Origin of the sequence: Edaphosphingomonas haloaromaticamans (assembly GCF_001853345.1) — a bacterium.
Lineage (GTDB): Bacteria > Pseudomonadota > Alphaproteobacteria > Sphingomonadales > Sphingomonadaceae > Sphingomonas_E > Sphingomonas_E fennica.
Window position 1 is genome coordinate 917173 of the sequence record NZ_MIPT01000001.1, and the last position, 13865, is coordinate 931037.

16 protein-coding genes are annotated in these 13865 nt (G+C 66.3%); 4 read left to right on the forward strand and 12 right to left on the reverse strand.

Annotated features, from left to right (window positions below; all coding sequences use genetic code 11):
* Nucleotides 1–14: 14 nt before the first annotated feature.
* The 12 genes from BHE75_RS04210 to BHE75_RS04260 form a co-directional block, all read right to left on the reverse strand.
* Complete coding sequence (locus tag BHE75_RS04210) at nt 15–1547, reverse strand: relaxase/mobilization nuclease domain-containing protein (RefSeq protein WP_438830607.1); 1533 nt, start codon at nt 1545–1547, stop codon at nt 15–17.
* 466 nt (nt 1548–2013) lie between these two features.
* Nucleotides 2014–2742 (reverse strand): lytic transglycosylase domain-containing protein, encoded by a 729-nt coding sequence (locus BHE75_RS04215; RefSeq protein ID WP_368073069.1) that lies wholly within the window; start codon nt 2740–2742, stop codon nt 2014–2016.
* 187 nt (nt 2743–2929) lie between these two features.
* Complete coding sequence (locus BHE75_RS04220) at nt 2930–3262, reverse strand: DUF736 domain-containing protein (RefSeq protein ID WP_070932643.1); 333 nt, start codon at nt 3260–3262, stop codon at nt 2930–2932.
* Between the two features lie 37 nt (nt 3263–3299).
* On the reverse strand, nt 3300–3857 hold the full coding sequence (locus tag BHE75_RS04225; protein WP_070932645.1) for a S26 family signal peptidase: 558 nt from the start codon (nt 3855–3857) through the stop codon (nt 3300–3302).
* Nucleotides 3854–4360 (reverse strand): DUF2840 domain-containing protein, encoded by a 507-nt coding sequence (locus tag BHE75_RS04230; RefSeq protein ID WP_070932646.1) that lies wholly within the window; start codon nt 4358–4360, stop codon nt 3854–3856. Before BHE75_RS04230 ends, BHE75_RS04225 begins: the two co-directional genes overlap by 4 nt.
* Complete coding sequence (locus BHE75_RS04235) at nt 4357–4623, reverse strand: helix-turn-helix transcriptional regulator (RefSeq protein ID WP_015459426.1); 267 nt, start codon at nt 4621–4623, stop codon at nt 4357–4359. Before BHE75_RS04235 ends, BHE75_RS04230 begins: the two co-directional genes overlap by 4 nt.
* Before the next feature lie 129 nt (nt 4624–4752).
* On the reverse strand, nt 4753–5274 hold the full coding sequence (locus BHE75_RS04240; protein ID WP_254684358.1) for a DUF2285 domain-containing protein: 522 nt from the start codon (nt 5272–5274) through the stop codon (nt 4753–4755).
* A gap of 40 nt (nt 5275–5314) precedes the next feature.
* Entirely contained in the window at nt 5315–5536 is a 222-nt protein-coding gene (locus BHE75_RS23060) for a transcriptional regulator domain-containing protein (protein ID WP_084652915.1), read from the reverse strand.
* Nucleotides 5537–5691: 155 nt separating this feature from the next.
* Complete coding sequence (locus tag BHE75_RS04245) at nt 5692–5955, reverse strand: DNA -binding domain-containing protein (protein ID WP_070932648.1); 264 nt, start codon at nt 5953–5955, stop codon at nt 5692–5694.
* Between the two features lie 519 nt (nt 5956–6474).
* Complete coding sequence (locus tag BHE75_RS04250) at nt 6475–7314, reverse strand: DUF932 domain-containing protein (RefSeq protein WP_070932650.1); 840 nt, start codon at nt 7312–7314, stop codon at nt 6475–6477.
* 284 nt (nt 7315–7598) lie between these two features.
* Nucleotides 7599–7898 carry a DUF736 domain-containing protein gene (locus tag BHE75_RS04255; RefSeq protein WP_070935476.1) on the reverse strand — a complete coding sequence of 100 codons (300 nt, stop codon included), beginning with the start codon at nt 7896–7898 and terminating at the stop codon, nt 7599–7601.
* A 667-nt stretch (nt 7899–8565) separates the two neighbouring features.
* A complete protein-coding gene (locus BHE75_RS04260; protein ID WP_070932652.1) occupies nt 8566–10623 on the reverse strand; it encodes a ParB/RepB/Spo0J family partition protein in 2058 nt (685 codons plus the stop codon).
* Nucleotides 10624–11087: 464 nt separating this feature from the next.
* Between BHE75_RS04260 and BHE75_RS04265 the strand changes: the two genes are divergently transcribed.
* The 4 genes from BHE75_RS04265 to BHE75_RS04280 all read left to right on the forward strand — a co-directional run bounded on the left by BHE75_RS04265 (nt 11088) and on the right by BHE75_RS04280 (nt 13739).
* Entirely contained in the window at nt 11088–11357 is a 270-nt protein-coding gene (locus BHE75_RS04265) for a CopG family ribbon-helix-helix protein (RefSeq protein ID WP_070932653.1), read from the forward strand.
* The gene (locus tag BHE75_RS04270) at nt 11354–11647 is read left to right on the forward strand and encodes a type II toxin-antitoxin system RelE/ParE family toxin (RefSeq protein WP_070932654.1); all 294 of its coding nucleotides are present in this window, start codon (nt 11354–11356) and stop codon (nt 11645–11647) included. The genes BHE75_RS04265 and BHE75_RS04270 overlap by 4 nt, the downstream gene beginning before the upstream one ends.
* 127 nt (nt 11648–11774) lie before the next feature.
* Nucleotides 11775–12023: a hypothetical protein gene (locus BHE75_RS04275; protein WP_070932656.1), complete on the forward strand. Its 249-nt coding sequence runs from the start codon at nt 11775–11777 to the stop codon at nt 12021–12023.
* A gap of 18 nt (nt 12024–12041) precedes the next feature.
* Complete coding sequence (locus BHE75_RS04280) at nt 12042–13739, forward strand: recombinase family protein (protein WP_070932658.1); 1698 nt, start codon at nt 12042–12044, stop codon at nt 13737–13739.
* Nucleotides 13740–13865: the final 126 nt, after the last annotated feature.

A 13865-nucleotide genomic window follows, 5' to 3' on the forward strand; every position in this document is an offset into this window, starting at 1 on the left:
GGTTCTCTCCTGAGTCAGATGCCGAGGTCGCGCTTGCGGCCAAGGGTCCAGTCGATGCCGCCGCCAGCGCGGACGACGCCGGACACCTGACGGCCGAGCTGCTGTTCGAGGGTGCTGGCCCAAGGGACGAGCCGGAAGCCCAGGCCGTCGTCGATCATGGCGAAGCGGCCGGATGCGAGCGCGAGTCGTTGGCGCACGACGCCCGCGATCTTTTCGCCGGATGCGGCGGCGCGATAGGCAAGCCCGGTCTCGCCCGCGATCTTCGCGCCGACGGAATCCAACTCGCGCTTGCGAAGCGTGTCGAGCATTCCGCGCGCGAAGACGGTGCGCTCGCCATAGCGGCGCGCCAGCCCCNCGCGGACCAGATGATCGGTGCGCGCGTCCATCGCGCGACGCACCTCGGCGCCGAAACCGCCGTCCGCGACGCTGGCGCCGCGCTCGATCAGCCGGTGGTCGAGCCAGGTCGCGCCGGGAGCCTTCACCTGCGCCGATAGGTCGAGGTCCGAGCGTGTCGCGAGGATCAGGGTCGGCTTCGGCTCGCCCGGCTTGCCGATCGCGCGCAGCTCGACGATCCCGCCGAGCGCCGGGCTATGCTCCATCGCCTCGATTCCGGGCAGCCGGACATGGTGGGCGCGCCCGTCCGTGCCGTCGATCACGGCATAGGCCGCGCCGCTCAGTTCGTCGTACAACCCCTTGTCGATGAGACGGCCGACGATCGGCTTTTCGGGCGCTCCGCTCACGAGGGCGTAGCTGTCGAGCGGCCGATCGTGGCCTTGGTCCTTGAGCGCCCGGCCGATGGTGCGGATGATGTCACCGCGCGCGGCCAGTTCGCGCAGCCTCGCCTGCGTGCCTTCGGCTACCGCCCATTGGCCCGGTTCGCCCTCGGCCGCGAGACCCATCGTCTCCAGACGCTGCAACCGGCCGATCATCAACCGACGGAGCCGCGGGTCGTCGGGACCGGGCCGCTCGGGGCGCAGGTCGATCACGCCCAGCTCGTCGGCGGTGCGGTGGATCTCGGAATCGAGCCGGGTCCAGCGTTCCGCCGTCACCTCACGGTCGAGCGCGCGCTGGACTTCATGCTCGGGTTTCGGTCCAAGCTCGGCGAAGGCCAAGTCTTGCGCGCGCGAGCGGAGATTGTGGCTGATGTAGTCGCGGGAGATGACGAGATCGGCGCCCTGATCGGTAACCCCGCGCACGAGCAGGTGGACATGCGGATTATCTGTGTTCCAATGATCGACGGCGACCCAATCGAGCCGCGTGCCCACGTCGGCCTCCATCTGCCGCATGAGGTCGCGCGTGTATTCGCGCAGGTCGGTCAGCTCAGCGGCGTCCTCGGGCGACACGATCACCCGGAAATGGTGCCGGTCATCCTTGCACCTTGCGGTGAAACCGCGATCGTCGGCGTTGTCGCCGCTCGCGTCGAACATCCGCGTCGGCGAGCCGTCGCGGGTGACGCCTTCGCGCTTCAAATACGCGACGTGCGCGGACAGCGGCGCCGAGCGCCTGCCGCCCCGGCTGCGGGTGGTCACGGGCAGCATCTTGACCATGACGCGGCGGCCCGAACCGAACAGGCGGCTGCGGGCGAACGCCGTGCGCCCCCGGCCGAAGGTCGATTGCGCACCCCGGCGCGCGCCGCTGGCGCCGCCGCGCCGGCCGCCGCTGTGGATGGCGGCGACGCGCAGCACCTCGGCGACCAGGCCGCGGGCATTGCGGCTCTGCGCCTTGCTGCGCTTGGCCTTGCCCGGCCGAACGCGGAACTCGCTGTCCTCGTTCACGGCCGGGCCGCTTTCGGCCAAAAATGGCCTGTGGTGCCATTCGAGGCGTTGTTTTTGCTGGCTTTTCCCTTCCGCGCGGCACGCGCGCCGACCGACGCCCCCGCGTGAAGCCACGGAAAAGCCTCGGTTTTTCGGCTGAACGGGGCGCTGCTTATATCTTGCCCTCGCACTTCCCCCCTGTTTCCTGCCCTCCCGGTTCCCTGCCCGAATCCGGCGGCCGATCGGGCGCGAGCGCCGATCATTGCGATCGGCCCGCGCGGGCGCGGGGGACGAACAGCGTGTCCGCCTGCGTTTCCGGTGACGAGGGAACCGCAATCTCTTGCGCTTCGGTGGCGCGCACCGCGACCGATCCTGGCGCATCGGATGTGTCGTCCGATTGCGCGGCAGACGGCGCGGACCCGCTGCCTGTGATGCGGACGAACAGCGCCGAACGACGCCATGCGAAGCGGTCCGGTGGCGCACTCACCGCCGTTTCGACCGCACCCGGAGCGCCGACTAAGGCTGTAAGCTGGGCGAGGTAGCCGACCGTCTCGGCGGGCAGCGGACGGCCGCGCGACACATAGTCGTCGTAGCGCCCCGGTCCGGCATTATAGGCCGCCAGCATCGCGCTCGCGTTGCCGTAGCGATCATGCATCTCGCGCAGACAGGCCGCGCCCGCCATGATGTTGTCGCGCACGTCGAATGGATCGGGGCCGAGACCGTAGCGGGCGCGCAGCCCCGCCCAGGTCGCAGGCATGATCTGCATCAGCCCCATCGCGCCTGCCCGCGAGACGGCGCGCGAGTTGCCCCGGCTTTCGACGCGCATGACCGCCCATATCCACGCTTCGGGAATCCCGAACCGCCGCGCGGCGTCGGCGACATGACCGGCATAGGGATGTGCTGCGGCCGGGGCGGCGACGGGTGCGTCTTGCGCCCAAACCGTTCCCGGCGCAGCGCCAACCGACAGCAGGACGGCGGCAATCAATATGGCCGATCCGACTCCGCTTCGCCGCCAGCCTGCCAGCGTGCTCGCTGCGGTAAAGGGTTCGCGCCAGGCGCCGGCCTGCGGCCGCCCTTGACCTCCGCTGCGCGCACCGGCGGGCCTTGGGCCGAGCGGGACGAAGGGATGGGACGGCTTTCCCGCGAACAAAGGGATGAACAGGGATCGCACCGGCTCAGTCCTGCTCGCGCGACTTGGGCTGGCGGTTCCAGCGCAACGACCAAGCCGATTTGTCGCCCGTGTTCTGGAACAGCGCGGCGCGGATCGGCTGCGCGAACGCGGGGTCGTCGATGCGCAGCGAGACGTAATCTCCGGCGCGTTCGCCGGTCTCGTTCCAGCCCGCGCCGATCTCCGGGCCTTCGCTATCGCCGCGGTGGACGCGCCAGTCCGGCGCCTTTTCGGCGTCGGTCGGGTCGGCGGGAACGATCGAGATGCGGATGTCGAGCGTCGCCGTCTCGATGATGCCTTCATAGCCGTTGGCGGTGCGGAAAAAGCTGCCGATCTGCATGGGAATGTCCTTTCGTTTGGCAGGGGTGGATGCGAAGTCAGGATCGGCCGACGCGCCACGTCAGGGGCGCTCCGGGGGTGTCTCGGGTGAGGATCGGGATCGCGCGGCCGAGCACAGTCGAGGCCGGCAGCGGCCCGAAATAGCGCCCGTCCAGGCTGTCGGGGTGATCGGGATTGAGCAGCAGCAGCTCACCGGCTGCGAGCGTGCGGCAACCTTGCCACGCGGGCAGCGGACGGCCGATCCGGTCGCGGATCAGGGCGACGGCAACCGCCCGCCCATCGACGCTGACCGTCGCTTCGATCCGGCAAACGCGCTGTCCCGCCTTGGCCGCGACATGCTTCAACAGCGGCACGTCGCGGCCGAGATAGCCACGCTCGGCCATCCAGCGGCCAAGCCGCTCGGGCGGCGCGATGGCGACAAGCGCGCCAACGGGCGGATCGCTGTCGGGCCGTATGCGATAGAGACCGAGCGGCGCGCTTGCGCTGGCGTTCCAGATGACGCGCGGCAGCGGATCGGTGAGCGCGACGGCAGCGAACGATAGGACGAACACTGACGCAGCGGCGGCGGTCGCGCGGAGATAGAAGCGGCGCGTCATCCCTCGATCTCCCGGCGCTTGAGCCAGGCACGATGACGCTCCAGCGTGTAGGGGCGCGGGACTTGTCCGGCGGCGATGCGGTTATGGACGTGCCGCCAATGGTCAGGCGCGGCGTCACACGGATCGACGCCGGCCGTTTCGGTCGCGTCGATCGCCGCGAGGACCTGACTGACTTTGGGCCAGCCTTCGATCTTGAGCAGGATGTCGCCACCGGGCCGCACGAACGGCAGCGTCGTGAACGGCTCCTCCGCGCCGACTGCGCGCACGATGTCGATGCGCGAGACTACCGTGCCATAGTCGTTCGCCGCCCAGCGGACGAACGCGAAGATCGCGCCGGGTCGGAAGCGGACAATGCGTCGGCGGCGATCAACGATCTCGTCCACGGCGACGCGGCCGAACCTGATCCAGTGCTCGATCCGCTTCTCGATCCACGTCAGTTCAACGCGGGTCATGCCGTCGCCGGACGGCTGGCGGTGACGCATGGGTGACGGCGGGACGGTCATCGCCGGCTCCGGGCGATGGCCGAATCCGCGCGCGGCATGAGGTCGTCCTGACCCGGATCGGAGGTCGAATGCTTGATGCCGATGTCGGCCCAGGCGCGCAGGTCATCGACCGAATAGACGACGCGCCCTCCGATCCGGCGGTAGGCGGGGCCGGTGCCGAAGTAGCGATGCTTCTCCAGGGTGCGACCGGAAAGGCCGAGAAAGCGCGCGGCTTCCGGCGTGCGCAGGAAGCGGGGCGGCAAATTGGTGGGCGTATCGGACAAGTGACGGCTCCTGCGGGCGGTGGCGGCAGGAGGCGTAATTGTCAGAATGGAGGCGGCCGGGTGGGGTATGAAGATGTGCGACTGCGCGGATGTGACCACCCCCAGCGACGGCGCGCTTGGATGGGCGTTTCAGCGGATGCGAAGCAGCTTGCGGTAGTCGCCTTTCAACATGGCGATGCCATCACGGACGAGCCGAACCACGAACGACCGGGACGCCGACATTTTCCAGTCGCTCGCGGAGAGGTGGGTCGCGTCCTCGCGCCCCAGCTCGACCGCGATCTGGCGATAGGTCGCGCCGCCGTCACGCAAATCAAGGGCGCGGAGGATCAGGTTCAGGCGGGCCAGGCGATAGGCTGTGAGCGGCCAACCGCGCGGCAACGGTCCGGCCTCCCGGCCAAGCAACCGGCGATGAAAACGCAACAGGCTGGCGATGCGGGTAATGAAGTCGCGGTCGAGGGGGACGATGGCGGCGAGCGGGCGGCCGGGCGTCGGGTCACGCAGCCATAACCGATGCTCGCCGGCCGCGTCGGCGACAATGACGTGGCGCCCGTCGATCCCAGCCAGGTCCGCGAGCAGCGCGCCGAGCAAGTGCGGATCAACCGGCTGAGCGCTCGCAAATCCGTCCGGCGCCGCGTCAAGAATGACCGTCACGGCGGACAGCTCCGGCCGCCAGATGACGGGCTCGGTCAGGTCATCGGGCGCGGTGGCGAAAGGATAACCCCCAGCGCCGCGCGAACGCTGCTTCCGCTGCGTTCTTGGCGACGGCGCCGTCCGCGATGCGCTGGCGCATCTGTGCATGTTCGGCGCGATAGGTGCGATTTCGGCGTAGAAATTCGGCGGCTATGTCGGCGCGCCCGAGCGCATCGGACAGTCCGCCGACACGCCGCTGGCGACGCCCCGGCGGCGTCGGCATGGCATCCTCCCAATCGCGCCTTCAGCGCGGTTTGTGGAAGATTGAAGATCGTCATGGAACGCCTGCGCGATAGCGCGAAGGTCGCACACAACCATGCCGTGCAGGCGGCAAGTTGGCGCGGCAATTGGTCCGAAATGGAGAGTAATCTTAACGATTTAGCCGCGTCGGCTTCCTAGCAAATGAGCGTATCCTACTTCCGTCATCCACCGCGCACGGGCAAGGTGGCTGTCGTGCATGACCTTCGCGCGACCCGGCTCGCGCGCGACGTCGATGCCAAAGATCAAACCAGCGGCCTCTCGCCAATCCGCCCCGTCTGCGTCAGCGTCGAGCAACCGCAGATAGTCGGTGAGATGGCCATTATCATAGGCCGTAAGTTCGGCAGAATCGGGCGCGCGATCATCGAAAACTTTGGTGTTCATCTCGTTCTCGCCGATCCGCCCTCTTTAACCAATTAGATCAGGGCGCTGCGTTTTCGATGAGCGTGACAGGCATGATTGGCCGCAAATTCTGCATAGCTCGCCGACACTCGAATAGGCTGCTGATTTGCGGTGCGCCCCCGCAAACAGCTCCTAGACCCGTGATCGGGGAGTTGGAAAACCGGAATAACTCGGTCCCTATGACCTTTAGCCCGAGAGCCTGTTGTATACGTCACAGGCTCCCCGACCATGCGGTCAAGGATGGCGGCGTCGTCACGGCCGACGCCCAACCGGATATTCCGGGGTTTCCACGCCCCAGGCCGCCGCGTAGCGGCCCGCGCTCCTTTTACGGTAGCGGTGACGAGAATGCCACTACCAACCGCGAGCCGGGCGTAAGCCCGGCGNGCGCGTTTGCGGCCGTGCGGACCTTGGGAAGCGCGGCCGCCGCCGATCCGCCACAGCGGATCGGCGCGAGATGGCCGAGCCGCAGGGCGGAAGGTCCGGCCCTGCGGTGGCGAATGGTCATGCTTTGAGGCGTTGCATTCCCTCGGCCAGCGTCCAGAGCGCCCGGTTCAACGTGACGTTCTGGTCAATGCCGTTGATGGCGCGGGTCTGCGCCCGGCGTATGCGGCCCTCCGCGTTGCGCTTGCGGCCCTGCAAACCTCCCCGCACGACGTTCTCCTGAATGACGTTGAAGGTGGTCCACAGGCTATCGCCCATGTCCTCGCGGCGGCGCGGTTCGATGATCTGTTCAGGCCGTAGCGGGCTTTCATCCTCGCCATAGCGGGCGACCAAACTGACCTCGCCAAGCAACCGCCGCTCGTCCTCGGAAAGCCGCATCTCCTTCATGGCCTCGCTCGCGTCAATCAGGCGGGGAAAGTCCTCGGCGACGGTGTAAACGCCTTCAATAATATTGTGCTCGATATTGCCCTTGTGTGGCACGCGGACCTCCTCGAACCGCTCGCCCGCGATCATGGAATTGGTGCAGACGAAGCGGAGCATCCCGGCGAACATCTGATAGGCGCTGGTCCCGTCATGGCTGTTCACGATGATGACTTCTGCGGCCTCGGGTTTGCCGATTCCCTCGTCACGACGAAGGCGCAGCATGTGTTTCGCGTGGCCGTGGCGTGAACCGTCGCGCGGAACCGACTGGACGGCGAAGAACGGGAACCATCCTTCCCGGCGCAATCCCTCCACGATGTCGATGGTCGGGACATAGACATACCGCTCCGAACGGCTGTCATGCGCCTCGCGGGCGAAGATGGACGGGACGTGGCGATATAGCGCCTCGTTGTCGAGTGGGTCCCGACCGCTGATCTGATGGGCGTTACGGCCGAACCGGGTGGCAAGTTGATGATACATGGCTGAACTCCTTGGGCTTGGGNTTCCGCGCAGCGGAGCGCCGCGCTGAAACCCTGCCCGTCGGCGAGACCGGGGGTGCAACCGGAGTGGGCGGCTTCGCGGGGAACCGGCTGCACGGAACGCGAAGCGTGGAGGAAGCTGGGCGGAAGCCGCTCCGAAGGGCGCTGGGGGCGGCGCCCCAAGCACCTCACAACATGCCGGGCCAATGGCCCGTCCATATTATGAACTGGCGAACCAACACACGAAGGCGCCCCGCTCCGAGGGAGCGGGGCGCCGTGTCGAGGTCAGCGCGACCAGATGAGAGCGTATTCGCCGGGGGTCTCTGTTTCGACCAGCGTGGCGTAGATCGGAGCCGCGAAGGTCGGATCGTCCAGCTTGACCGAGATGTAGTCGCGGTTCTCGCGGCTGGTCTTCTTCCATCCCGCGCCGCATTCGACGGTGCCGACCACGAGACGGAAATCGGGGGCCTTGTCGCTCTCCTTGTCGATCGGACGGAGGGTGGCCTTTGCGTTGAGGGTGAGCGTCTTGATGGTTCCGCTGAAGGAGCCGTTGCCTGCCTGAGTGAAGGTGCCGATGGTAGCCATGTCGAAGTTCCTTTTGCTTCGGGCCACGACCGCCGCGGCCTCGATGGCGATCGGTGAAGCGGGGATGATCGGGCGCGCACCGCTTGCGGCCGAAGCACAGCGGAGGATGGCGACGCGCGGCTTTTTTGTTTCGCGATGCAAAGCCGAAGGCGGCGGAAAAAAGCCGCGCGGCGCCGTTGCGCCAGGCCGATCAAGGCGAAGCCGGCCCCGGTTAGATCAAGCCAATCGAGAGGCCGCGCGGTTGTCGCCGAGCCGGAAGTTCTACGCCGTGGCTATGACGGGCCTCGTCAGTCAGAGGACATTCGCTTCTTTGCTGGACCGCGCCGGGCTCACCTCGCAAGTAATCCTTCGCAGAGACGACAGGAGAGCGGGCGCCGCTGACCCTCCCTATGTGTTCGCCGAGATCCCGCGTGAGGCTGGCATAGACCGTCGCTCATCGCCCGCATCATCGTCGCCAAGCGGTCCCGCCGCGTGGGTCTGCAACATCACTCGATGAACCCACCTCCAGAAATGCAACCGTCGATCCGCCACTAGCACGCCGCCCCGCGCCCTCCGAGCGGGGCGCCTGTGCAATGGGAAAGCGGCCGCGCTCCAACGGGCGCGGCCGCGATTTTTTGCCGGTTACAAAAGGAAGCCGGGACCGCTCGCGCGGTCCCGGCCCGTGCCGCTATTCGGCGGCGACAGCAAAGGACGCTTCGCTGTCCTCCACTTCGGGCGGTTGCTCCACGCTATCCGCGTCCTCCGGCTCCACGCGCGCGAGGTCCGTTCCCGCCGGTTCGGGCGTCCGCAGCACGGCAGGAAGCCAGCCGGTCCCGGAAAGAAGCTGCTCGGCGGCTTGCGCCATGTCCGGCTTCTTCATGTCCGCGATGCGGCGGGCGGCGTCCTCGGACACGCCTTCGGTCACGGCCTCCACGATATGCGCCTTGGTGACACGGCCAAGGTAGCTGTCCACGGTCGGCGTCCAGTCCTTCGCCACGTCCAGCGCCAGCGCGCCCGCCAGCCTGTCCGCCGTTTGCAGCGACCGGGGCTTACGGTCCCACGGCAGACGCAGCGCGTTGACGGTGCGGGCCGCGCAATGCGCCAGCAACGCAGTCCGCTTTTCGTCCGTCAGTCCGACGATGAAGCCCCACAGGTCCGCCACGTCGCGCGGCATCCGCTCGGCCCATGCCTCATGCTGCTCGCTCGCCCGTGCTGCTAACGGCGTGTCCTCGATCCCGTCCGCATGGCTCCCCAAGGGGGTCACGGTCGGACGAACCTCAAGGCAACCGGCCTCGGCATAGCTGTAGAACAGTTGCGCGGTCAGCGTATGGGTCAGCGCGATCAGCGCCGTATCGGGCTGCTCGGCCAGCGCCACGCGAAGCGCCAGCGTCCGATGGGCGGACAGGTCACGGGTGAGGCTGTCGGAAATCGGCTTGCCCGGTTCTTCGTCCTCGTCGGCATCCTGCACGTCCTCGTCGCCATCCTCCGGCTTCCCGTCCTCCCCGATCTCCGGGGCGGTCGCATCGTCTCCCGCTTCCGGCTTGGGTTGCGGATCGGCCAGCGCCTCGTCCTCGAGCCGCACGAAACCGCGCTCGACCCGAACGCTGCCGTCATGGTGCAACACGATGAACGCGCCGCCATGCGCGATCACATTGGCGTCGTAGGCCGAACGCTTGGCCGAAAGCGTGTCGATCTCGTCGGACACGGCCTCCAGCTTCGCCGCCGTGTCCTCGGGCATTTCGTCATAGGACGAATAGCCTTCGGCAAGCGCATCATACTCGGCGGACAGCGCCTCAAGCCGCGCCTCGTCCTCATCGGACAGCGGCACCGACTGCGAATAGAAACGCCGCATCCCGTGGGCATGGGGATAGTCGATATGCGCCTCGGTCCATTTCCAACCCTCGGCCTGAACCTCGCCCGCAATGTCGCGCAGCTTTTCGGCGGTGAGCATATCGAGCAAGCCCGCATTCTCGAAGAACCCGCCCCGGTCCTCACTGAACAGGTCGCGGATGATATTGCCGCCCGCCTCGACATAGGCGTCGGCCCCGACGAACACCGCGCGGCGATCATCGGCGGGCACGTTGGCGGCGGTCATGTCGCGCCGGATGATCCACGGTTCGCGGTTGTGATGCAGCCCCTCGAACACCTGCTCCTGCCGGTCATGGTCCTCGGTGATCGCGAAGGCCATTAGCTGATCTAGCGTAAGCCCGTCCTCGCGATAGACCTGCAACAGCTTGGGGCTGACAGCGCCGAGGCGAAGCCGCTGCTTCACCACGCTAGCCGACACGCCGAACCTTGCGCCGATTTCTTCCGCGCCCCAGCCCTTGTTCTCCGAAAGCTCCTGAAAGCGCTCGAACTGGTCGGCAGGGTGCATCGGGGTCCGGGTGACATTCTCGTCCAGACTGATCTCGGACGGATCGTTGGCGGTATCGAGCCAGCATCGCACCGGATCGGATTTCTTGATCTGCTTGCGCTTGACGCGCAGCAGCATCGCCAGCCTGCGGCCTTCGCCAGCGGTAACGAGATAGTTGCCGGTCGGCGTCCCGTCCTCCTTGGTCTCCGGCTCCACGACAAGGTTCTGGATCAGCCCCTTGTGCTGGATCGAAGCGGCCAGCGCCTCGATTGCGGCCTCCCCATGCGGCACCTTGCGAGCATTGCGCGGAGACTTCTTGAGCTTGGCGAGCGGCACGAAAATCTCGACGCCCGACACAGGCTCGGCGGCTACGGTTTCGGTAACAGCGTTCATCACACTTCTCCTAAAAACCACACTCACCCCGGAATGGGGTGGGCGGCGAAGAAGCGACCGGCAGGCCCGTCGGCGGAGCCGGGCGGCATCCGCAGGACCGGAACGCAGTGGAGGACGCGCCAACAGCGCGTTGCGGCCCGGCGCGGCGGGCCTAAAGGGAAGCGTCGCCCACCCCATCGACGGAGTGAGCAACGATCACACGCGATCGGGACGGCGCAGCCCTGGCCCGATCTCCGCAGACCGGAAAGACGACAATCCGCGCGGCGGATTGCCCGAACGGCGCAGCAGCGCCACCCCGCCATGCTGATCGTCACCCGACAGGGACGAGACCCGTCAGGGGCTCGGTCGGAGCACAGCGGAGATAGAGCGGCGGTCCCGCAGGGAGGCGCCAACCTCATCTGCCCAACTTGCACTATTCCGTCATTTCGATTATATTTTAATCGCACTGATAGCAGGTGATAAATATGGCGACCGAGACAAAAGTATTGACCGCGCACGTCCCCCTGGGGCTCGCGGAAAAGGTTGAAGCGATGGCCTCTCGGCTCGAACGCTCGCGCGGCTGGGTGATGAAACAAGCGCTCGCCGCATGGGTCGATCAGGAGGAGGAGCGTCATAGGATGACGCTTGAAGCCCTGGAGGATGTCGATGCCGGACGGGTGATCGACCACCAGGCGATCACGGCATGGGCGGACAGCCTTGGGACGGACAGACCGCTGCCTTCGCCGATCAAATGAAGATCCAGTGGACCAGCAAGGCGTCGTCGGACCTCGTGCGCCTGCACGAGCATCTGAGCCCGGTTGCCCCCGAAGCGGCGGCGCGCGTGGTCCAGCAGCTCGCCCACGCGCCGGATCGGCTGCTCGATTATCCAAGGATCGGCGAGAAGCTGGAAGCCTATGAACCGCGTGAGGTCCGCCGGGTCATCGTCGGCAATTATGAGATGCGCTACGAGATCGCAGCCGGGACCATCTTCATCCTGCGACTGTGGCATTGCCGCGAAAACCGCAGCTTCGAGTCGGAGGAGTAGCGGCAATGGCGTCGGTGAGCATAGTCGGCGGCGTGGCGCTTGGCGGCAAAGCCGCCCTGAGCACTTATCTGCGCTACGCCCCGCCGGACCATTTGCAGCCTGCACAGTCGCGCGCCAGCGTTGGCGCATGGCTCTGTCTCGCAAACGTCGCCGCCGCGCTCCCAGCGGCTGGTCGGATGGTCTCGACGACCTCCACGATTATTTGCGAGCGCCGCCGAAGCGGGCGGCGTCCCACAAGCGGATCGCCAAGGATAGCGGACCGATCACCGTTACTGATGATTGGCCCGAGCGAGTTCCTATCGGGGACACCGAGTTGCGTGTCATCGAAGGACATTTGCGCAAGGAGTTGGACGATCTGTTCGGCCCCCTGCCGTGAACTAAGGAGGATAACGCCATGACCGACGCCGCCCGTCGCGTTGCGGATAGCTCGCCGGTCGTGGCGCCGGCCCGCGCCGCACTCTACCTGCGCGTATCGACCGGGCGTCAGGCCGATAGTGACCTGTCGATCCCCGACCAGCGCCGCCATATCGAAGGCTATTGCTTGTCGCGCGCCTGGGAGGTGGCAGCGGAGTTCGTAGAGCCAGGCAATACCGCGACCGATGATCGCCGACCGGCGTTTCAGGCGATGATCGACGCGGCGATGCAGAAGCCGCCGCCGTTCAACGTGATCCTCGTCCACAGCTTCTCGCGCTTTTTCCGCGATCAGTTCCAGTTCGAGTTCTACGTTCGCAAGCTGGCGAAGAACGGCGTGCGGCTGATTTCGATCACGCAGGATTTGGGCGACGATCCGATGAGCGTGATGATGCGCCAGATCATGACGCTGTTCGACGAGTATCAGTCGAAGGAGAACGGCAAGCACACGCTGCGGTCGATGAAGGAAAACGCCCGGCAAGGCTTCTGGAACGGCGCGCGGCCGCCGATCGGCTATCGCATCGTCGAAGCCGGGCAGCGTGGCGCGAAGATCAAGAAGAAGCTGGAGATCGACCCGATCCAGGCTGAAACGGTGCGGCGCATCTACCGGATGGCGCTGAACGGCGTCGAAGACAACGGGCCAATGGGCCTCAAAGCCATCGCGACCTGGCTCAACGACAACAACATCCGCACCCGCGATGGCGGACGCTGGGGGCTTGGCGCGGTGCATCAAGTGCTCACCCGGACAACCTATATCGGCCAGCACAAGTTCAACTATCGGGACTATCGCACGAAGGCGCCCAAGCCCGAGAGCGAGCACGCCATCATGGAAGTGCCTGCCATTGTGTCGGAGGCCGAGTTCGAGGCCGTGCAGCGGTCATTGAAGGCGCGCAGCCCGAAAATGATGCCACCGATGGCGGTGGGCGGCCCCACGCTGCTCACGGGCATCTGCTTCTGCGCCTGCTGCGGCGGGGCGATGACGCTGCGCACCGGCACCAGCAGCGTCGGCCGCGAGTATCGCTATTACACTTGTTCCACGAAGGCGCGGCAGGGCGCGAAGGGTTGCCCCGGCATCACGGTTCCGATGGATCGGCTTAATGAAGCCGTCGTCGGACATCTGGAGTGGCGACTGCTCGATCCGAAGCGGCTTGAGGATTTGATGGATCAGATCCTCGAACGCCGCGACGAATGGGTGGATCAGCGGCGGCTCCATGTCGCCGATCTGGAGCGCCGCGCGACGGAAGCCGAAGCCCGGCTCAAGCGCCTCTATGACGCGATCGAGAATGGGGTGATCGACGTGAGCGATTCGTCGCTCAAGGATCGGATCGCCGAACTGACGGCAACCCGCGATCAAGCCAGGGGCGATGCCGAGCGGGCGGTGGCGCATATCGAGAAGATCGGCCCTGCGATCACGCCAGAGAGCTTGCGTGCCTTTGCAATGGCTGCCCGCAAGAAGCTGCGGCAGCGCGATGGCTCATTCGCCCGCGATCATGTCCGGGCAGTTGCACAGCGCGTCGAAGTGGTCAGCAAGACGGAGGTTCGGATTCGCGGCCTGCGCAGCGAGCTGCTCCGAACCCTAACCGCCGCCTCTGGCGTAGAGGCGGCGGTGCTAGGCGTTCGTGCCTTTGAACCGAAATGGCGCGCCCGGAACGATTCGAACGTCCGACCCTCAGATTCGTAGTTAGAGGAATATCAGCAGCACTGGGTGCTGTGTTTTTATAAAACTCCATAAATCCGCCATTTTCACTGTCACACGTTATCACAAACCATCCTTGATTGTATTCTGTCTGATTGCTATCTGATTGCT